The following is a 19,287-nucleotide window of genomic DNA, read 5'->3' as shown; positions in this document are numbered from 1 at the left end:
GCCAGCATCAGCAGCGGGAAGTTCCACGGGATGACCTGCGCGGCCACCCCGACCGGCCTGGGATCCGGGCCGAAGCCCGCGTACCCGACCGCCCGCGCCCAGGGCCGCGGCGAACGGGAACAGGGCCGCGAACGCCACCGCCGCCACGGACAGGGCGCCGACGCCGCGGCGCTCCCAGTCCGGGCCGTACGCCGCCGTCGCCGCCGACTCCAGCTCGGCGACGAACGCGGCGGCGCCCTGCGGCCGGGCGCCCGGATCCTTGGCCATGCCGCGCTCCACCAGCGCGCGCACCGCCTCCGGTACGGCGCCGGCCGGAACGGGGTCGTTCAGGTGCCGGCTCATCAGGCCAGCCGCGCCCTCGGCGGTGTACGGCCGGTGCCCCGTCACGCACTCGAAGAACACGCATGTCGCCGCGTACACGTCCGTCGCCGGGGACGCCGGGTCCCCGTTCCACTGCTCGGGCGCCATGTACGCGGGGGTCCCCGACCGCGAGCCCTCCCCCGCCAGCGCCGCGATCCCGAAGTCGATCAGCTTGCTCAGCCCGTCGGCGCGGACGACCACGTTCGCGGGCTTGTAGTCGCGGTGGACGACACCGACCGCGTGCGCCGCCGCCAGACCCATCAGCGAGCCCTTGAGGACGGCCAGGGCCGCCTCAGGCTCCAGCGGGGCCCGTTCCGCGAGCATCCTCTTGAGCGGGACGCCGTCCACGGCCTCCATCACCAGCGCCGCCCCGCGCTCGCTGGTCACGAACCGGAAGATCCGCACCACGTGCGGGTCGCTGACCCGAGCGAGCATGGCCGCCTCGCCGCGCAGCCGCTCGACGGCCTCCGCGTCGCCGTCCGTACGGGTCAGGTACTTGATCGCGACGGGGCCGCCGCCCTCGTCGTGCCGGGCCAGCACGACGCGCCCCTGCGCGCCCGCCCCCAGCTCGCCGACCTCGGTGAAGCCGCCGATCCGCCACGTGCCCGTCTCCTCGGACCGCATGCCCCCACCCTCCGCGCCCACGGCCGTCCCGGCAACGATTCTGGCGGATCCCACGATGTCATGATCTTCCGCGATCATTGGCCGACTGTGGTCGCGCGGGTTTCCGGCGGGGCCTCCCCCGTACGGGCCGGCCGCCGCCCCGCCGCCGGTCCGCACCCCTCGTCCCAGAAGCCTCAGCAGCCTCATATACACCACTTCGGCGGACATGGGGAATAGCCGGTCCGGGCCATAGCGTTCTCAAAGGAGATCGACCATTGGTGTACTGAAGCCCTGGTCGGTACACTGCGTGGCGGAGTGTGACCGCACGCAGCCACAGCGCGTGACTGCTTTCAACCCCTGACTGCGGTCGCCGAAGGAATCTTGATCGACGGCTGGTCCCTCCCGCGCGAGCGCGCGGCCACTCGACCCGGCGTGCCGCGAACCCGCGGCACCGGGGCCACGAGCGCCGCCGCCCGGGAGCGAGGACCCCGCATATTGGAGGCTGAAAGCCCTGACTACCTTTCGTGAACTCGGGGTCGTACCCGAGATAGCCGATGCCCTCGCCACCGAGGGCATCGTGGAAGCGTTCCCCATCCAAGAGCTCGCCCTGCCGATCGCGCTGGGCGGCCACGACATCATCGGCCAGGCCCGTACCGGCACCGGCAAGACACTCGCCTTCGGCGTGGCGCTGCTGCAGCGGATCCAGCACGGCGGCAAGCGGCCCCAGGCCCTCGTCGTCGCCCCGACCCGGGAGCTGGCCCTCCAGGTCACCGACGACCTGCTGGTCGCCGGCGGCAAGCTCGGCACCCGCGTGCTGTCGGTGTACGGCGGCCGCGCGTACGAGCCGCAGATCGAGGCGCTGCGCGAGGGCGTCGACGTCGTCGTCGGCACGCCCGGCCGGCTGCTCGACCTGGTCAAGCAGAAGCACCTCGACCTGTCCGAGGTCGGCGTCCTGGTGCTGGACGAGGCCGACCGGATGCTCGACCTGGGCTTCCTGCCCGACATCGAGCGGATCATCGAGCGGATCCCGGACCAGCGGCAGACGATGCTCTTCTCGGCCACCATGCCGGGCGAGATCGTGGGCCTGTCGCGGCGCTACCTGACCCGGCCGACCAACGTCCGGGCCGAGGCGCACACCGAGTCCGAGGCGACGCCGCAGGTGGTCCAGCACGTCTGGCAGGCCCACCAGATGGACAAGCCCGAGATGGTGGCCCGGCTGCTGCAGGCCGAGGGCCGCGGGCTGACCATGGTGTTCTGCCAGACCAAGCGGGCCTGCGACCGGGTCGCCGCCGATCTGGCCGGGCGCGGCTTCGCCGCCGCGGCCGTGCACGGCGACCTCGGCCAGGGCCAGCGCGAGCGGGCGCTGCGCGCGTTCCGCAACGGCAAGATCGACGTGCTGGTGGCCACCGACGTGGCGGCCCGCGGGCTGGACGTCGACGACGTCACCCACGTGGTCAACTTCGAGTGCCCCGACAGCGCCGACACCTACGTCCACCGGATCGGCCGCACCGGCCGGGCCGGCAAGGAGGGCGTGGCGGTCACCCTGGTCGACTGGTCCGACCTGAGCCGCTGGAAGCTGATCAACGGCACGCTCGACCTGCCGTTCGCGGCGCCGGAGGAGACCTACTCCACCTCCGAGCACTTCTACGCGGCGCTCGGCATCCCCGCCGGCACCACCGGCAAGCTCCCCAAGGAGCAGCGCGGCGAGCGCGCCGGGCTGGACGCCGAGGAGCTGGAGGACATCGGCGAGACCGGCAAGACCCGGACGCCCCGCGGCCGGGAGCACGACCGCGACCGCGACCACGAGAGCGAGCGCCCCCGCCAGCGGCGCAAGCGCAGCCGGACCCGCACCCGCGGCGGCAAGCCGGTCGAGGCGGCCGCCGCGGCGGCCGCCGGTGCCGAGCCCGCCCCGGCCGCCGAGAAGCCGGCGGCCAAGCCCGCCGCCAAGACGGCCGCCAAGGCGGCGAAGGCCGCCGAGGACGGCGGTGCCGTGGCCACCGAGCGCAAGCCCGCACGGACCCGCCGCCGCACCCGCGCCGGCCGGGTGATGGACCCCGAGAACAGCTGATTCCGACCGCACGCTGCGAGATCACGTCCGCGTGATCTCGCAGTGGACGCGACCGGCGCCTAGCCGCGCAGCCGCAGCGCCGTCCCCGGCCGGTCGGTGATCAGCACCGCGACCCGCGGATCGGCCAGGAAGCGCCGCATCAGCGGCTCGGCGTTGACCGTCCAGACCATGGCGGGGAACCCGGCCCGCGCGCACCGGCCCAGCACGCCGGCGCGCGCCAGCCGGTGGTTGATCGCCACCATGTCCGCCCCGCACGCGCGGATCGCGCGCAGCGGGGCGTAGTCGCGCGCGGCCACGCCGCGCTCCCACAGCCCCCGGCCCACCGACAGCGCGGTGGTCACCTCCGGGAACCGCCGCTTGATCTGCGCGATCGAGGCGGGCTCGCGGGTGGTGACGACGAACCCGTCCGGCCCGAACGCCGCCAGCGCCAGCGCGACGCTCTCGTGCTCGCAGCCGTGCTCCTTGAGGTCCAGATGCCCGCGCGCCCGGCCGCCGATGATCTCCAGCGCCTCGGTGACGAGCGGCACCGGCCGCGGCGCCAGCTCCCGCAGCCGCGGGTAGGTGCAGCGGTTGAGCGGCACGCCCGCGACCGTACGGTCATGGTGGACGACCAGCGCCCCGTCGGCGGTGCGCCGGACATCGATCTCCACGTACTCGGCGCCCGAGGCGACCGCGGCCCGCAGCCCGGACACGCCCGCCGAATCCCGGCGATGCGCCGAGATCGCCACCCCCTGCTCCACGTCCCGTGACGCTATCAGCGCGGCACCGTGACCGGTGCCTTCGTCCGCATTTTCGGTAGGCTGGCCCCCTGTGAGTACGCCCCGCTTCCTGACCCTGCCCCCCGGCGTCCGCCGGACGACGGTCGAGACCTCCCGCGGCCCGTTCGCCGCGCTGGAGGCCCTCCCGGGCTCGGGCGTACCCGAACGCTGTCCCGCCCTCCTCGTCCCCGGCTACACGGGCAGCAAGGAGGACTTCATCGCGGTCCTGCACCCGCTCGCCCAGGCCGGGCGCCGGGTGGTGGCGATCGACATGCGCGGCCAGTACCAGACCCCGGGCCCCGGCGACCCGGCCGGCTACACGCGGGCGGCGCTGGGCGACGACATCGTGGCGCTGGCGGAGGCCCTGGGGCCCGACCCGGCGCACCTGGTCGGGCACTCGTTCGGCGGGCTGGTCACCCGCGAGGCGATCCTGTCGGAACGGCTCCAGCCCGCCTCGTACGCGATCATGAGCTCCGGCCCGGCGGGCGTCACCGGCCAGGCGGCGGCCAAGGCGCAGGCCATGCGGGACGCCATCCCGCAACTGGGCATGGGGCAGATCTGGACGCTCAGCATGGAGCCGGACGCCGTGGGCCGCGGCGTCCCGCCGGACATCATCGACTTCCTCAAGACCCGCACGATGAGCAACTGCGAGACCGGGCTGGTGACGATGGCCCGGGAGCTGCTGTCGGCCCCCGACCGGGTGGACGAGCTGGCGAAGCTGGCCGGCGACACCGGCCTGCGGACCCTCGTCCTGTACGGCGAGGACGACGACGTGTGGGACCCGCGCGTCCAGGCGGCGATGGCCGAGCGGCTGGACGCCGCCAAGGTCGTGATCCCGAGCGCCGCGCACTCCCCCGCCGTCGAGGCGCCCGAGACCACCGCCAGCGCCCTCACCGACTTCTGGAACCAGGCCGAGCGCTCCATCCGCTGACCCGGCGGCTCTCGCCGCGTCAGCCCCTCTACAGCGCTTTGTTCGCCCTTGTTCGCCCTTGTACGCCCCCGCGTGACGCCGTTCACGTGGGGGCGGTGATGCGGGCGCGCCGATGTAATGACACACTTACACAAGTTTGTCTCACGAGTGCGAGGTGCGTGCATGTCGGCGACGGTCCAGCCCCCCGAGAGTGTCACCTGGCGCGTCCACATCGACCGGTCCATGTGGGTCGGCGGCGTCCGCAGCCTGATGCTGCAGGCGCTGCACCCGGTGGCCATGTGGGGCGTCTGGCAGAACAGCAACTTCCAGGAGGACCCGTTCGGGCGGCTCCAGCGCACCTCCGACTTCGTCGGGCTCTGCACGTTCGGGAGCGCCGAGGAGGTCGAGGTGGCCTCCAAGCGGGTCCGCGACATCCACCGCAGCCTGCGCATCCTCAACCACGACACCGGCAAGAGGGAGCGCCTGGACCAGCCCGAGCTGCTGCTCTGGGTGCACTGCGCCGAGGTCTACTCGTACCTGACGGTCGCGCGCCGCGCCGGGCTCCTCCTCACCGACGCCATGGCCGACCGCTACCTGGACGAGCAGCGCGAGTCGGCGACGCACGTGGGGCTGCACGCGGAGGACGTCCCGGGCAGCGTGGCCGAGATGGAGGAGTACATGGCCGCCATGCGCCCCCGGCTGCGCGTGACGGAGGAGGCCGCGTCCACGGTGCGGTTCCTGATGTGGCCGACGATGCCGGAGAACCTGAAGTTCCTGGCCCCCGGGAAGCCGGGCTGGTTCCCGTTCGGGGCGCTCTGCTACTACTCGCTGCCCGACTGGGCCCGGCAGATGTACGGGGCGCTGCCCGAGGTGCCGCAGCCCGCCGTCACCGCCGCGCTGCGCTCGTTCCGGATGGCGATGAACTCCGTCCCCGAGCGGCTCCACGACTACGCGTTCGCCAAGAACACCCGCGAGATGCTGGAGCGGTCCCGGCAGCGGCTGGCCGCCGAGGGGTACGACACCAGCCACGGCCTGTACGGCCTGCGCGACCCGCGCCGCTGGCCCGCGCGGCGCGCGGCCGTACCGGCCGCCTAGCCGCCGCTAGTCGGTGGGCAGGGCCGCCCAGGGGTCCTTCCTCGGGGCGGCCTGGAGGCCCTCCGGGCAGTGGCGGGCGAAGTCGCACCAGGAGCACAGGTTGCTCGTCCGCGGCGGGAACACGTCGTCGTACGGCGCGTGGTCGACCGCCGCCGGGCCCTCGCCGGGGCGCGGCCGCGGCACGCGGGGCCGGCTCCGGTACGCCTCGTCGGCCGCGGCCGCCTCCGCCGCGATCTGCTCGGCGCGCTTCAGGTGCCGCTGGAGCGACTCGTCGGTGTGCTCCCACACCGCCACCTCACCGGACGGCAGGTGGTGCAGCTCGACGCGGCGGCACGGGCGGCGCAGCACCCGCGCCGCCGCCATCGCGTAGATCGCCAGCTGGAGCGAGCCGCGGGCGTCGTCCGAGGTCAGCACGTGCCGCCCGGTCTTGTAGTCGACGACGACGAGCTCCGCGCCGCGCGCGTCCAGCCGGTCGATGCGGCCCGACACCGCGATCCGGTCGGTACGGGTCGCCACCGTGCGCTCCACGCCGATCGGCTCGTCGGCCGGGTCGAGGCGCGCGACGTACCGCTCCACCATCTCCCGGGCGCGCTCGCGCCACTCGGCGGACTGCTCGGCGTCCCGGAAGCCGTCGGTGAGCCAGCCGCGCGCCAGCAGCGCCCCGGCCGACTCCACCGAGCGCTCCTCCTCGGGCAGCCGCCACCAGGCCGCCAGCGCGTTGTGCACGCTGGAGCCCACACTGTTGTGCGCCCAGGGCGCGCCCTTGGGCGGCGACGGCCGGTCGAGGTAGGTCATCCGGTACCGCCGCGGGCAGTCCAGCCACGCGTTCAGCCGCGAGGGCGTGCAGGAGTAAAGCCGCTGGGGCATCCCGTCCAGGCCCAGCTGCTCGGCGACCATGGATCAGCCGTCGTCGCTCTCGCGGGCCAGCTCGCCCCAGCTCTCCCAGCGGGCGTCCTCGTCGCCGACCGTGGTCTCCTCGCCCTGGCCCGGCAGGACCCGCAGGTCCTTGGGCAGCGGGGTGAGCAGGGCCCCGATCGAGTTGAGCTGCTTGCGCAGGTCCTCGAAGGCGCCGCCGATCGAGCCGGGCCGGCCGCGGTGCAGCGTGTCGCCGGAGAACAGCAGGCCGAGCTGCTCGCTGATCACGCAGACCGCGCCCGGGGTGTGCCCGGGGGTGTGCACGATCTCCAGCTGGGCGTCGGCGATCTCGAAGATCCCGCCGTCCTCCAGCCAGATGTCCGGCTCCAGCGACCGCAGCGCCTTGGCGTCGTCCTCGTCCTCCTCGTCCTTGGCGAGGCGGCCGAAGTAGTCGCGCCACAGCAGCCGGTCGGCGCGGTGCAGCGCGATCGGCGCCCAGTTCTCCTCGTCCTCCTCGCCGGCGGCGGCCACCTCGAGCACCACGCCGAGGTGGTGCTCGTTGCCGTCGGTGAGGATGACGGCCATGACCTCCCGGTCCCCGACCTCCTTGAGGATGGCGTCGGCGTCGTAGGCCGGGTCGATCACGATGACCTCGTCGTCGTCGCCGACGATGTAGGTGTTGCTCTCGACGTCGTACTCGGTGTCGTCCAGGGTCAGCGTCCCCGACGTCACAACCTGTTCGATGCGCGCGTCCACGCCCCGCACCCTATCGCGCGCCCGCGACCGGATGGGCGGATCAGACGGCGCTCAGCGCCACCCGCTGGCTGGGAGTGCCCTCGGCCTCGAAATCGACGTAGCCGCTGTACGGCCCCGTCAGGGCGATCTTCACCTGGGCGGTCTGGCCGCTCTTGAGCGTGCCGAACGCGCGGCTGACGGTCACGTCGGTGACGTCCTCGGTCCGCCATTCGACGGTGCCGCCCTCGGCGGTGAGCGTGACGGTCACCGCCGATCCCTTCTCCTCCACCTTCAGCTCCCCGACGGGGCTCACCAGCAGGCGGGGGCCGGCCGGCCTGGAGGCGGACCGGGAGGACGGGGCCGCGGAGCCGGTCCCGGCGGACGCCGCCTGGGACGACCCGGCGGCGCCGGGACGCTCCCGCTCGGCTCCGGACTCCTTGCTGACGGCCCAGAAGACGGCGCCGATCGCGATGAGGACGGCGACGACGGAGATCGCGGTGGGCACCCAGCGGTTGCCGGCGGACGGCGGCCCCGAGACGGGGTCCCCTGTGGCGGGCTGCACGGCGGTGGGCGGATCGGCCGGCGGGGCGGGCGGCGCGGACGGGGCGAGCAGGCGGGTGCCGTCGGGGCGGGTGGCGGCGAGGGTGCGGCCCTCGGCCATGATCTCGGTGGGCTCGCCGGAGTGCCCGATCAGGCGCATCAGCAGGTCGGCGGACGCGGGCCGGGCCTCGGGGTCCTTGCTCAGGGCCAGCCGGACGAGTTCGCGGAGCGGCTCGGGAGTGTCGCCGAGGGCGGGTTCGGCGTTCAGGATGCGGCCCATCACGGCCGGGATCGTGTCGTTGCCGAACGGCGGCCGGCCGGTGGCGGCGTACACCACGGTCGCGGCCCACGCCCACACGTCGGCGCGCGGGCCGACGGACTCGGCGCCCACCTGCTCGGGGGCCATGTACGAGGGCGTCCCCACGACCGCGCTGGAGCCGGTGGAGCCGGGGTCCAGGGCCTTGGCCACACCGAAGTCGATCACGCGCGGGCCGTCCTGGCCGAGCAGCACGTTGGCGGGCTTGAAGTCGCGGTGGACGATCCCTGCCTGGTGGATGGCGGCCAGCGCGGTGGCGGTGCCGATGGCGAGGCGTTCCAGCTGGGCGCCCGGCAGCGGGCCCTTCTCCGCCACGACCTCGGCGAGGGACGGGCCCTCGACGTACTCGCTGACGATGTACGGGCGGTCGCCGTCGATGTCGGCGTCCAGGACCTGGGCGGTGCAGAAGCGGGCCACCCGGCGCGCCACCGACAGCTCGCGGACGAACCGCGCGCGGGCCGGGTCGTCGCCGCGCAGCGACGCCTGCAGCAGCTTGACCGCGACAGGGTCTCCGGACGCGGCGGCGCCGAGGTAGACCACGCCCTGGCCGCCCTGGCCGATGCGGCCGCGCAGCTCGTACGGGCCGATCCGCCGGGGATCCTCGGGCAGCAGTGACGCCACGTCTGACATTCCCGTCCTTCCGCCGTCAACGGCAGGATCGTAGTCGCAGCGCGATGGGCGGCGCCGCCGGGTTCACGAGAACGCGGCCCGCGCGCCGGCGGCGTCCAGGAGGGCCTCGTAGTCCGCGCGGGCCGTGGTCTCGCTGCCGAGCCGGTCGCCGGTCATGGCGCCGTGGTCGTCGCTGGAGCCGGTGGTGAGCAGGCCCAGCGCGGCGGCGACCGCGCGCAGCCGGGCGCGGTCCTCGGGGGCGTGGTCGGGATGGTCGGCCTCGACGCCGGCGAGTCCGGCCGCGGCCAGCTCCTCGATCACCTCGTCGCCGAACAGGTAGCCGCGCCGGCGGGCGCGCGGATGGGCCAGCACGGCGGCGCCGCCGGCCTCCCGGATCAGCCGCACGGCGCGGACCGGATCCAGCGGGTACGGCCCGATGTGGGCGCGGCCGCCGGAGCCGATCCACTCGGGGGTGAACGCCTCGTCCACGGCCGCGACGACCCCGGCCTCGACCATCGCGCGGGCGACGTGCGGACGGCCGACCGACTCGCCGCCCGCCAGCTCCCGTACCCGCTCCCAGGAGACGTCGGCGCCCAGCTCCCGCAGCCGGTCGACCATGCCGCGCGCCCGGCCGAGCCGGTGCTCGCGGATGCGGGCCAGCTCGGCGGCCAGGCCGGGCGCGTCGGGGTCGAACAGGTAGCCGAGCAGGTGGAGGCTGCGGCCGTCGTGCCGGCAGGACAGCTCGATGCCCGGGACCAGCGCCAGCCCGTCCGGGAGGGCGTCCCGGGCGGCGGCCCAGCCCGCGACCGTGTCGTGGTCGGTGAGCGCGAGGACGTCGAGACCGGCGTCCCGGGCGCGCCGGACGACCTCGGCGGGCGGCCGGGTGCCGTCGGAGGCGGTGCTGTGGCTGTGCAGGTCGATCCGCATGCCCCGTTCCTACCAGCAGGGCGGCGGGCGCGGCCGCGCTCAGTCCTGGAGGCGGGGGCTGAACGCGCCGTACGGCAGGTCCGGCTGCATCCCGGGTTCGCGGAGATCGAGCAGGTGGGGGCGGTCCAGCAGGAACACCCCGGCCTCGGCGGGCCAGAGGATCATCCAGAGCCAGTCGCCCATGGCCTCGCCCACGTACACGGCGCGGTCGGGTCCGGACGGCACCGCCCACATGGGGACCGAGTGGCCGCTGGTGGCGGTGGGGCCCTGGACGTCGAGCTTGCCGTGCGGCGGGCTGCCGTCGAACACGTCGCCGGGGTCGGTCGAGTCCAGCCCGGCGTAGAACGCGCCGAGCCCGACGCCCGGCTCCTCGGCGATGACGAGCAGGTCGGCGGGGCCGCCGCTGAGCAGGCCGGGGCCCGACAGCGCGACCGTGCAGGCGCGGCCGCCGCTGCGGTCGTCGCCGACCGCGCAGAATCCGGTGACCAGCCAGCCCTTGGGAAGCGGCCAGGGGACCCAGACCGGGACCCGGGCGTCGCGCAGGACCGCCGCGAGCCCCTCGGCGCTGGGCCGCTTCGGCGGCTGTCTCGGCAGTACGGCGCCGTGCACGCCGCAGTTCCAGTCGCTCGACCAGAGGCTGGGCGCGCGCAGCCGCCCACCGCAGCGTGGGCACGTGGGCTCCGCCCTCATGGCTACCAACAGTGCGTGGTGGGGCGGCGCCGCGTCAAGATCTCCCAGCTCAACGCGGCGGAAAAGGGGCACAAAATAGTGGGGTGAAGGTGACGAGGGTGCGCTGCGTGGGCGGGATCGCCGTGGACGGGTCGGGCCGGCTGCTGATGATCAGGCGGGGGCACGCCCCGGCGGCGGGGCTGTGGTCGATCCCGGGCGGCCGGGTGGAGCCGGGCGAGAGCGACGCGGCCGCGGTGGTCCGCGAGATGCGCGAGGAGACCGGGCTGGACGTCGCGGTGGGCGCGCACGTGGGCACCGTGGAGCGGCCCGGGCCCGGCGGGGTCGTGTACGAGATCCACGACTACGCGGTCACGGCGGAGGGCGGCGTCCTGGCGGCCGGGGACGACGCCGCCGACGCCCGCTGGTTCACGCCCGGCGAGCTCCGCTCCCTTCCCACGGCTCCGGGGGTCATCACGGCCCTCACCGATTGGGGCCTTCTCTAGGTCTGCGCGCAGGAGGTTCTCCCCGCTACGAGGGGTTCAGCGCTCGGCGGCTTCCTGACCGGCGCCGAACGGCGGCGTCCCCGGCGGGGTGTCCACCGCGGCCGCGGGCGCCCCGGCCGGAACGGCGGCGGGGGCGGACGGGTCCGCCACCGTCCGCCGGACCCGCAGCCGCCGGGCCAGCCAGGCCACGGCCGCCGCGTACAGCGCCATCGAGACCACGTCGGCGGCCACGTACTGCCAGGCCACCGCGCCCTGCTCGATGGTCAGCTCGCCCACGGCCGCCGGGAACATGAACGCCATGATGTTGTTGAGGACGTGCAGCGCGATCGCCGCCTCCAGGCCGCCGGTGCGCACGGTCAGCCAGCCCGCGACGGCGCCGAAGAGGAAGACGTCCAGCATCCCGAAGCCGGTGTAGCCGTGCAGCGACATGAAGACCGCCGAACCGGCCGCGATGCCCGGCCACGGCGTCCGGAACACCCTGCTGAACGCCTGCCCGGCGCGGCTCCGCGCGTTCTCCAGCGTGCACGCGCCGATGCCCTGGAGCAGCCAGCCGCGGAACACGTACTCCTCGGCGGACGCCTGGAACGGCACCAGCGCGAGGATCACCGCGGCGGCGAGGAGGAACCGGCCCCAGCCGACGAACTTCTCCTCCTCGACGACCGGCTCGTTCACGCTCATGCTCGCCAGCAGCGACATGCCGAACGACACCACGCAGAACAGCACCGCCACCCCGGCGCAGGCCAGCAGCCAGCGCCACCGGAGCCGTCCCGCCACCGACGACAGCGTGCCGGGCCGCCGCCGCTGGATCCACCACGGGACCAGCAGCACGATCGGCAGGAAGAGGCCCAGCGCGCCCAGGTTGAGCGCCAGATCGGCGACCTGGTCGCCGAGGATCGTGCCGCCCTCGCCCGTCCCGGTGGGGAGCTCCCCCGTGACCAGCGCCGCGACGACCATCGCGACGATGCCGACCACCATCACCACCGCCATGCCGGCGGCCACGATGACCAGCGACCCGACCAGGGGCCGCCACCAGCGGTGGACGTCGGTCCGCGCCATGTGGTGGTACTGGGCACCCGGCCGCGGCGGCACCGTCCAGGGGCGCTTGGCCGGCGGCGCGTAGCCGTAGCCCGGGACGAACTGGGCATACCCGTAAGGCTCCGGCTGCTGCTGCCCGTACGGCTGCTGCTGCCCGTAGGGCTGCTGCGCCCCGTACGGGTGGGGGTACGGCTGCGGCTGCGCCTGGGGCTGCTGCGCCTGCGGGTACTGGCCGGGGCCCGGCCAGCCTTCCGGAGCCGGCGGCTCCGGAGCCGCGGCGCTCCCGTACCCCTCGGGCCGCTCGGGCGGCTCCTGCGGCTCGGGCCGCGCGTGCTGCTCGGGCCGCTCGCGGGACGGGTCCCGCCCCGGATCGGGCGGGGCCCAGCCGTTGTCCGCCGGATCCGACACGCGCGACCTCCTGGAACTGTTACGGAATCTCTGGCCCTGCGTCGAATCGTACGTGCCGCGCGGCGCCGCCCGTCGCGGCCGCGGCCCGGCCGCTCACTTCTCCGGCGGCTCGAACGTCCGCGTCCGGGACAGCCCGGCGGCCCGGCCCTTGGCGGCGATGACCAGCGCCATCTTCCGGGACGCCTCGTCGATCATCTCGTCGCCCAGCATCGCGGCGCCGCGCCCCTCGACCCGGGTGGAGTGGTCGTACGCGTCCAGGATCAGCTCGGCGTGGTCGTAGTCGTCCTGCGCCGGGGAGAAGACCTCGTTGCCCGCGTCCACCTGCGACGGGTGCAGGACCCACTTGCCGTCGAAGCCCAGCGCCGCCGACCGCCGCGCCACCCGGGTGAACGCCTCGACGTCCCGGACGTTGAAGTACGGCCCGTCGATGGCCTGGAGGCCGTGCGCGCGGGCCGCCAGCAGGATGCGCATCAGGATGTAGTGGTAGGCGTCGCCCTCGGTGTAGCCGGGCGGCTGCTCCCCCACCACCAGCGTCTTCATGTTGATCGAGGCCATGAAGTCGCCCGGCCCGAACACCAGCGTCTCCAGCCGCGGCGACGACGCGGCGATCGCGTCGATGTTCACCATGCCGCGGGCGTCCTCGATCTGGGCCTCGATCCCGATCCGGCCCTCCTCGTACCCCATCGCCCGCTCGATCTGGGTCAGCAGCCGGTCCAGCCACTGGACGTGGGAGGCGTCCTGGACCTTGGGCAGCATCACGCAGTCCAGGTTGCGGCCGGCGCCCTCCACGACCTCGATCACATCCCGGTACGCCCAGCGAGTCTCCAGGTCGTTGATCCGGACGACGCGGATCCTGCCCGCCCAGTCGCCCTCGTTCAGCGCGGCGACGACGTTCCCGCGCGCCCGCTCCTTGACGTCCGGCGCGACCGCGTCCTCCAGGTCCAGGAAGATCTCGTCGGCGGGGAGGCCCTGCGCCTTCTCGATGAAGCGGGGATTGCTGCCGGGGACCGCAAGGGTCGTACGTCGCGAACGCATGCCGCGGATGTTATCGACCGGCCCGTTGTGGGATTCTGGCGGCCATGACGGACTCCAGCGCGCTGATCGCGGAGGCGGCCAAGAAGTCGGGGCTGCTCTGGCTCCACCTGCCCGATCTGCCGCAGCCGCGCGCGGCCTGGCACCTGTGGCACGACGGCGCGGCGTACGTGCTGACCGGCGGCGAGGGCGAGCAGCCGATGCCCGGCCTGCCGGAGGCCGAGCGGGTGCGGGTCACGCTGCGGAGCAAGGACAAGGGCGGGCGGCTGATCTCGTTCGTCGCGGCCTGCGAGCGCGTCGAGCCCGGCACCCCGCTGTGGGACGAGGTCACGCCGCTGCTGGCCAAGGACCGGCTGAACGCGGCGTCGCACGAGGGCCAGACCGAGCGGTGGGCGGAGGAGTCGTACGTCGTCCGGCTGGTCCCGACCGATGAGGTGGCCGAGGGGCCGGGCGGGTACGGGGACGGCTACGCGAGCGTGCGGCCCGTGCCGACCCCGGCCACGACCGCGGGCCCGCCGCCGCGCATGATCGGCGGCCGGCGCCGGAAGGCGGACCGCTAGCCCGCGGCCCGCCCGGCACGCGCGCTCACATCGGCAGCTCGCGGTTGCGGCCGATCGCGCGGAGCTTGTCGGGGTTGGCCACCAGGTGGACGGCGTGCACCAGGCCGTCGTCGCCGACGTCCAGCGTGATCGTGGAGAGGGGGCCGTCCGGTCCGTCGACGACCACGCCCGGCACGCCGTTGATCTCGGCCCGCCGCATCCGCATCTCCGCGGGCTCGACGCCGGCGAGCGGCAGCGCCGCCACGGCCGCCAGCCAGCGCGCCACCTTGTCCGCGCCGTGGATCGTCCGCAGCGCCGCCCGGACCTTGCCGCCGCCGTCGCTCCACAGCGTCACGTCGGGGGCCAGCGCCTCCATGAGCGCGTTGAGGTCGCCGCCCAGCGCCGCCTCCAGGAACCGCTCGGTCACGGCCCGGCGCTCGGCCCGGTCCGTCCCGAACCGGGGCCGGCGGGCCTCCACGTGCTTGCGGGCCCGGGTGCCGAGCTGCCGGACGGCCGCCTCGGACCGGTCGACCGCCGCGGCGATCTCCCCGTACGGGAAGCCGAAGACCTCCTTGAGCAGGAACACCGCGCGCTCCAGCGGGCTGAGCGTCTCCAGCACCACGAGCATCGCCATCGACACCGACTCCGACAGCTCGGCGTCCTCGGCCACGTCCGGCGCGGTCAGCATCGGCTCCGGCAGCCACGGGCCGACGTAGGTCTCGCGCTGCGCGCGGGCCGAGCGCAGCCGGTCCAGCGCCAGGTTGGTGGTGATCCGCACCAGGTACGCCTGCGGATCGTCCACGCCCGACCGGTCCGCCGCCGACCAGCGGAGCCAGGCGTCCTGGACGGTGTCCTCGGCGTCGGCGGCGGTCCCCAGCATCCGGTACGCCACCGCGAACAGCAGCCCGCGGTGCTCCTCGAACGCGGTGTGCTCCGGCCGCATCCGGGGCTCCGTCACCGCGCCACGGTCCCTTCCGGCGGGCGGGCCGGGATCTCGCAGCGGTCCTTGAAGCCCTGCCCGGTGAGGCCGGCGGCGGCGTTGAAGCGGGAGCGCAGGTTCTCCAGCGCGATCATCATGGTCAGCTCGACCAGCTGCCGCTCGGACAGGAACCGGCGCAGCGCGGCGGTCAGCTCGTCGGTGACCTCGGGCGGGTCGGCCGTCATCGCCTCGGCGTACTCCATGACCAGCCGCTCCTCCTCGTCGAACAGGTCGCTGTCGCGCCAGTGCGGCACGGCCTCCAGCTTCTCCAGCGGGACGCCGTGGGTCGTCGACTCCCAGCTGCCGAAGTCGACGCACCAGGAGCAGCCGATCCGGACCGCGCTGGCCATGACCGCCAGGTCCTTCAGCCGGTGCGGCACCGCCTTCCAGCCCAGCGCCTGGGCCTCCAGGATGCCGTATCCGGTCGCGACCCCCATGTGGTGCCCCATGGCGCGGGCCGGGTCCAGCTCGGCGCCGAACTTGCGGCGCATCAGCCAGGTCGCGATCCGGTAGCGCAGGTTCCGCGGCGGGTCGAGGGAGATGCGGGACATGTCGGTCCTCCGTTTCGTCGCTGTCACCCCAAGGACGGGCGGCCCCGGACGGATGTGACATGCCCTCCGTTCACCCGGCGGCCTCGGATGAGGTCCAAGATCGTGGGTAATGTCCCTCCCATGACCGGGACTCCGACGCGGGTGTTCGTCGCGCGGCTCGCCGGCATCGCCGTCTTCGACCCGGCCGGCGACCAGGTGGGCCGGGTCCGCGACGTCGTGGTGGCGCTGCGCCTGGGCTCCCGGCCGCCGCGGGTCCTCGGCCTGGTGGTGGAGGTCTCGCCGCGCCGCCCGGTCTTCCTGCCGATCACCCGGGTCACCGTGATCGAGGCGGACGCGATCGTGTTCGACGGCCGCCTGAACGTGCGCCGCTTCCAGCAGCGCGAGTCCGAGACGCTGGTCCTCGCCGAGATGCTGGACCGGACCGTGCGGCTGACCGAGACCGGCGAGGCGGTCGGCGTGGTGGACGTGGCGATCGAGCCGACCAGGACCCGCGACTGGCTGGTCTCCAAGGTGGCCGTCCGCCGTGGCCGCGGCCGCGCCGGGCGGAACGGGCGTCCCGGCCGGATGCGCGGGCCCGGCCTGCGGCGCGGCGGCGAGACGTTCGTCGTCGACTGGGACGCCGTGCACGGCTTCTCGGCCGTCGAGCACGGCCAGGGCGCCGCCGGGCTGCTCGCCGCGTTCGAGAAGATGCGCCCCGCCGACCTGGCGGGGATCGTGCACGAGCTGCCGGCGAAGCGGCGCGGCGAGGTCGCGGCCGCGCTGGACGACGAGCGGCTCGCCGACGTGCTGGAGGAGCTGCCGCAGGACGACCAGATCGAGATCCTGGAACGGCTGGAGGTGGACCGCGCCGCCGACGTCCTGGAGGCGATGGAGGCCGACGACGCCGCCGACCTGCTCGGCGAGCTGCCCACCGAGCAGCGCGAGCGGCTGCTGACGCTGATGGAGCCGCAGGAGGCGGCCCCGGTGCGGCGGCTGCTGACGTACGCGGAGAACACCGCGGGCGGCCTGATGACCACCGACCCGGTGATCGTCCCGCCGGACGCGACCGTCGCCGACGCGCTGGCCCGCATCCGGAACCCGGACCTCAACCCGGCGCTGGCCGCCCAGGTGTACGTGTGCCGGCCGCCGACCGCCACGCCCACCGGCCGCTACCTGGGCACCGTGCACTTCCAGCGGCTGCTGCGCGAGCCCCCGCCGACCCTGGTCGCCGGGATCGTGGACAGCGACCTGGACCCGCTGCGGCCGACGATGCCGCTCCAGGACGTGGCGATCTACCTGGCCACCTACAACCTGGTGGCGGGCGCCGTGGTGGACGACAACGGCCACCTGCTCGGCGCCGTCACCATCGACGACGTGCTCGACCACCTGCTGCCGGACGACTGGCGGGAGGCCGTCATGGACGCCTCCGCCGAGCTGTCCGGCGATCCCGAGGAGGAGGCCCTGCGCGGCGGCCGGGCCGGCCCGGGCGAGCCGAGACCGACCGATCGGGGGACGCCACCATGACGACGCCACGCCTGGACCAGCCGCGGGAGCTGCGCCGCACCCTGCTGCCGCGCCCGCACTACGACCCCGAGTCGTTCGGCCGGCTGTCGGAGCGGATCGCCCGGTTCCTCGGCACCGCCCGGTTCCTGGTCTACATGACGGCGTTCGTGGCGGTCTGGATCGGCTGGAACGTGCTGGCGCCGCCCGCGCTGCGCTTCGACGAGTACCCGTTCATCTTCCTGACGCTGATGCTCTCGCTCCAGGCGTCGTACGCGGCGCCGCTGATCCTGCTGGCGCAGAACCGCCAGGACGACCGCGACCGCGTCCAGTACGAGCAGGACCGGGCCCGCAACGACCGCACGATCGCCGATACCGAGTACCTCACCCGGGAGATCGCCGGGCTGCGGCTGGCGATCAGCGAGGTCGCCACCCGGGACTTCCTGCGCTCGGAGCTCCAGCAGATGATCAGGGAGCTGGACGGGGAGCGCAAGGAGTCGCACTCCACGCTCTCGTAGCGGCGGGCGGCGTCAGGGCTCGTCCGACAGCTTCGCCAGGACGCCCGCCAGCGCCCGCAGGTCGGCGTCGTCCAGGCGGCTCAGGACGTACTCCCGGACGCCCCGCTGGTACGTGGGCGTCGCGGCCTCCAGGCGGTCCCGGCCGCGGTCGGTGAGCACCGCGTACAGGCCCCGCGCGTCGCTCGGGCAGGACTCGCGGATCACCAGGCCCTCGCGCTGCATCCGGTCGATCAGCCGGGTCAGCCCGCTGCGCGACAGCAGCACCCGGTCGGCGAGGTCGTTCATCCGGAGCCGGCCGCCGGGCTGCTCGCCCAGGTGGACGAGCACGTCGTAGGCGCCCAGCGCCAGGTCGTGCCCGGCCAGCAGATCGGCCTGGAGGCGGCGCGAGATCCGGACCTGGCCGCGCAGCATGGCGCGCCACACGGTCAGCTCGGCGGCCGAGACGATGGTGCCGGACGGCGTTGTCACGACCCGAATGGTACGCGCGCGCGGGGCGGTGCGCGGGCACCCCCGCGGAGTTCATACCATGGGTACATGGCCTCCCAGTTGACGATCGAGCAGGTGACCGAGGCGCTCGCCACGGTGAACGATCCTGAGATCCGCAAGCCCATCACCGAGCTCGACATGGTCAAGAGCGTCGACATCGCGCCGGACGGCGCGGTCAGCGTCGGCATCTTCCTGACGGTGGCCGGGTGTCCGATGAAGGACACGCTGACCAGGACCGTCACCGAGGCCGTCGAGCGGCTGGACGGCGTCGCGTCCGTCTCCGTCGAGCTGGACGTGATGAGCGAGGAGCAGCGCAAGGCGCTGCAGACCAAGCTGCGCGGCGGCGAGCCCGCCAAGGAGATCCCGTTCGCCAAGCCCAACTCGCTGACCAAGGTGTACGCCGTGGCGAGCGGCAAGGGCGGCGTCGGCAAGTCGTCGGTGACCGTCAACCTGGCCGCCGCGCTGGCCGCCCAGGGCCGCAAGGTGGGCGTGGTCGACGCCGACATCTACGGCCACTCGGTGCCGCGGATGCTGGGCGTGGACGCCCCGCCGACCAAGGTCGCCGACATGATCATGCCGCCGTCGGCGCACGACGTGAAGGTGATCTCCGTCGGCATGTTCACCGCCGGGAACCAGCCGGTGGTCTGGCGCGGGCCGATGCTGCACCGCGCGCTGCAGCAGTTCCTCGCCGACGTCTACTGGGGCGACCTGGACATCCTGCTGATGGACCTGCCGCCCGGCACCGGCGACATCGCGATCTCGGTGGCCCAGCTGCTGCCGTCCGCGGAGATCCTGGTGGTCACCACGCCGCAGCAGGCCGCCGCCGAGGTGGCCGAGCGGGCCGGCGCCATCGCGGCGCAGACGCACCAGCAGGTCGTCGGCGTGATCGAGAACATGTCGTACCTCACCTGCGCGCACTGCGGCGAGCGCCAGGACATCTTCGGCGCGGGCGGCGGCCAGACGGTCTCCGACGCGCTGACCCAGACGCTCGGCACCCGGGTGCCGCTGCTGGGCCAGGTGGCGATCGACCCGCGGCTGCGCGAGGGCGGCGACGCCGGCACGCCGCTGGTGCTGTCGGACCCCGACGCCGAGGCGGCCAAGGAGCTGCGCAAGATCGCCGACTCGCTGGGCGGCCGTTCCCGCGGCCTGGCCGGCATGTCGCTGGGCATCTCCCCCAAGGGCCGCTAGGCGCCGCTGACAGAGGCCACACGCGAACGGCCCCTCCAGGGACTCCTGGAGGGGCCGTTCCGCGTTCTGGTCGCCCCTGCGTGGCCTGAAGTGGCCTGAAGTGGCCTTAAGCGTCTCTGAGCGG

General features: G+C 74.2%; 19 protein-coding genes and 1 pseudogene. 8 read left to right on the top strand and 12 right to left on the bottom strand.

Annotated features, from left to right (window positions below):
* Positions 1–249: 249 nt before the first annotated feature.
* A pseudogene (locus AB0881_RS02745) lies at positions 250–984 on the bottom strand (serine/threonine-protein kinase); the annotation flags it as partial.
* Positions 985–1,540: 556 nt separating this feature from the next.
* On the opposite strand from AB0881_RS02745, the gene AB0881_RS02740 reads away from it, so the two are divergent.
* Positions 1,541–3,031 carry a DEAD/DEAH box helicase gene (locus AB0881_RS02740; protein WP_366613715.1) on the top strand — a complete coding sequence of 497 codons (1,491 nt, stop codon included), beginning with the start codon at positions 1,541–1,543 and terminating at the stop codon, positions 3,029–3,031.
* A gap of 59 nt (positions 3,032–3,090) precedes the next feature.
* On the opposite strand, the gene AB0881_RS02735 is transcribed toward AB0881_RS02740, so the two are convergent.
* The gene (locus tag AB0881_RS02735) at positions 3,091–3,771 is read right to left on the bottom strand and encodes a glycerophosphodiester phosphodiesterase (protein WP_366613714.1); all 681 of its coding nucleotides are present in this window, start codon (positions 3,769–3,771) and stop codon (positions 3,091–3,093) included.
* Between the two features lie 70 nt (positions 3,772–3,841).
* On the opposite strand from AB0881_RS02735, the gene AB0881_RS02730 reads away from it, so the two are divergent.
* Together AB0881_RS02730 and AB0881_RS02725 are read left to right on the top strand one after the other, a co-directional pair.
* Positions 3,842–4,720, top strand: a complete 879-nt coding sequence (locus AB0881_RS02730; protein WP_366613713.1) for an alpha/beta fold hydrolase — start codon at positions 3,842–3,844, stop codon at positions 4,718–4,720.
* Positions 4,721–4,882: 162 nt separating this feature from the next.
* Positions 4,883–5,794 (top strand): oxygenase MpaB family protein, encoded by a 912-nt coding sequence (locus AB0881_RS02725; protein ID WP_366613712.1) that lies wholly within the window; start codon positions 4,883–4,885, stop codon positions 5,792–5,794.
* A 6-nt stretch (positions 5,795–5,800) separates the two neighbouring features.
* On the opposite strand, the gene AB0881_RS02720 is transcribed toward AB0881_RS02725, so the two are convergent.
* The 5 genes from AB0881_RS02720 to AB0881_RS02700 form a co-directional block, all read right to left on the bottom strand.
* Positions 5,801–6,691, bottom strand: coding sequence for a PD-(D/E)XK nuclease family protein (locus AB0881_RS02720; protein ID WP_366613711.1), 891 nt, complete (start codon positions 6,689–6,691; stop codon positions 5,801–5,803).
* Positions 6,692–6,694: 3 nt separating this feature from the next.
* Complete coding sequence (locus tag AB0881_RS02715) at positions 6,695–7,405, bottom strand: MBL fold metallo-hydrolase (protein WP_366613710.1); 711 nt, start codon at positions 7,403–7,405, stop codon at positions 6,695–6,697.
* A gap of 40 nt (positions 7,406–7,445) precedes the next feature.
* Positions 7,446–8,870: a serine/threonine-protein kinase gene (locus AB0881_RS02710; RefSeq protein WP_366613709.1), complete on the bottom strand. Its 1,425-nt coding sequence runs from the start codon at positions 8,868–8,870 to the stop codon at positions 7,446–7,448.
* A 63-nt stretch (positions 8,871–8,933) separates the two neighbouring features.
* Positions 8,934–9,776: a PHP domain-containing protein gene (locus AB0881_RS02705; RefSeq protein ID WP_366613708.1), complete on the bottom strand. Its 843-nt coding sequence runs from the start codon at positions 9,774–9,776 to the stop codon at positions 8,934–8,936.
* A gap of 39 nt (positions 9,777–9,815) precedes the next feature.
* Positions 9,816–10,466 carry a DUF6758 family protein gene (locus AB0881_RS02700; RefSeq protein WP_366613707.1) on the bottom strand — a complete coding sequence of 217 codons (651 nt, stop codon included), beginning with the start codon at positions 10,464–10,466 and terminating at the stop codon, positions 9,816–9,818.
* Between the two features lie 83 nt (positions 10,467–10,549).
* Between AB0881_RS02700 and AB0881_RS02695 the strand changes: the two genes are divergently transcribed.
* Entirely contained in the window at positions 10,550–10,948 is a 399-nt protein-coding gene (locus tag AB0881_RS02695) for an NUDIX domain-containing protein (protein WP_366613706.1), read from the top strand.
* 36 nt (positions 10,949–10,984) lie between these two features.
* Here the strand turns inward: AB0881_RS02695 and AB0881_RS02690 are convergent, their stop codons facing one another.
* Together AB0881_RS02690 and AB0881_RS02685 are read right to left on the bottom strand one after the other, a co-directional pair.
* Positions 10,985–12,391 (bottom strand): lysostaphin resistance A-like protein, encoded by a 1,407-nt coding sequence (locus AB0881_RS02690; RefSeq protein WP_366613705.1) that lies wholly within the window; start codon positions 12,389–12,391, stop codon positions 10,985–10,987.
* 93 nt (positions 12,392–12,484) lie between these two features.
* The gene (locus tag AB0881_RS02685; protein ID WP_366613704.1) at positions 12,485–13,426 is read right to left on the bottom strand and encodes a CoA ester lyase; all 942 of its coding nucleotides are present in this window, start codon (positions 13,424–13,426) and stop codon (positions 12,485–12,487) included.
* A 44-nt stretch (positions 13,427–13,470) separates the two neighbouring features.
* Between AB0881_RS02685 and AB0881_RS02680 the strand changes: the two genes are divergently transcribed.
* Positions 13,471–13,983, top strand: coding sequence for a hypothetical protein (locus AB0881_RS02680; RefSeq protein WP_366613703.1), 513 nt, complete (start codon positions 13,471–13,473; stop codon positions 13,981–13,983).
* 25 nt (positions 13,984–14,008) lie between these two features.
* Here AB0881_RS02680 and AB0881_RS02675 read toward each other — a convergent pair whose 3' ends face one another.
* Together AB0881_RS02675 and AB0881_RS02670 are read right to left on the bottom strand one after the other, a co-directional pair.
* Positions 14,009–14,905 (bottom strand): RNA polymerase sigma-70 factor, encoded by an 897-nt coding sequence (locus tag AB0881_RS02675; protein WP_366613721.1) that lies wholly within the window; start codon positions 14,903–14,905, stop codon positions 14,009–14,011.
* An 11-nt stretch (positions 14,906–14,916) separates the two neighbouring features.
* Entirely contained in the window at positions 14,917–15,492 is a 576-nt protein-coding gene (locus AB0881_RS02670; RefSeq protein WP_366613702.1) for a carboxymuconolactone decarboxylase family protein, read from the bottom strand.
* A gap of 120 nt (positions 15,493–15,612) precedes the next feature.
* On the opposite strand from AB0881_RS02670, the gene AB0881_RS02665 reads away from it, so the two are divergent.
* Together AB0881_RS02665 and AB0881_RS02660 are read left to right on the top strand one after the other, a co-directional pair.
* Positions 15,613–16,995: a CBS domain-containing protein gene (locus tag AB0881_RS02665; protein WP_366613701.1), complete on the top strand. Its 1,383-nt coding sequence runs from the start codon at positions 15,613–15,615 to the stop codon at positions 16,993–16,995.
* A complete protein-coding gene (locus AB0881_RS02660) occupies positions 16,992–17,489 on the top strand; it encodes a DUF1003 domain-containing protein (protein ID WP_366613700.1) in 498 nt (165 codons plus the stop codon). The genes AB0881_RS02665 and AB0881_RS02660 overlap by 4 nt, the downstream gene beginning before the upstream one ends.
* 12 nt (positions 17,490–17,501) lie before the next feature.
* Here AB0881_RS02660 and AB0881_RS02655 read toward each other — a convergent pair whose 3' ends face one another.
* Positions 17,502–17,957 carry a MarR family transcriptional regulator gene (locus AB0881_RS02655; protein ID WP_366613699.1) on the bottom strand — a complete coding sequence of 152 codons (456 nt, stop codon included), beginning with the start codon at positions 17,955–17,957 and terminating at the stop codon, positions 17,502–17,504.
* Positions 17,958–18,023: 66 nt separating this feature from the next.
* Between AB0881_RS02655 and AB0881_RS02650 the strand changes: the two genes are divergently transcribed.
* The gene (locus AB0881_RS02650; RefSeq protein WP_366613698.1) at positions 18,024–19,163 is read left to right on the top strand and encodes a P-loop NTPase; all 1,140 of its coding nucleotides are present in this window, start codon (positions 18,024–18,026) and stop codon (positions 19,161–19,163) included.
* Positions 19,164–19,287 lie beyond the last annotated feature (124 nt).

Source organism: Spirillospora sp. NPDC029432, from assembly GCF_040703975.1.
Taxonomy (GTDB): domain Bacteria; phylum Actinomycetota; class Actinomycetes; order Streptosporangiales; family Streptosporangiaceae; genus Spirillospora.
Note: the sequence above shows the minus strand (reverse complement) of the source record. Positions and strands in the feature narration are given on the sequence as shown.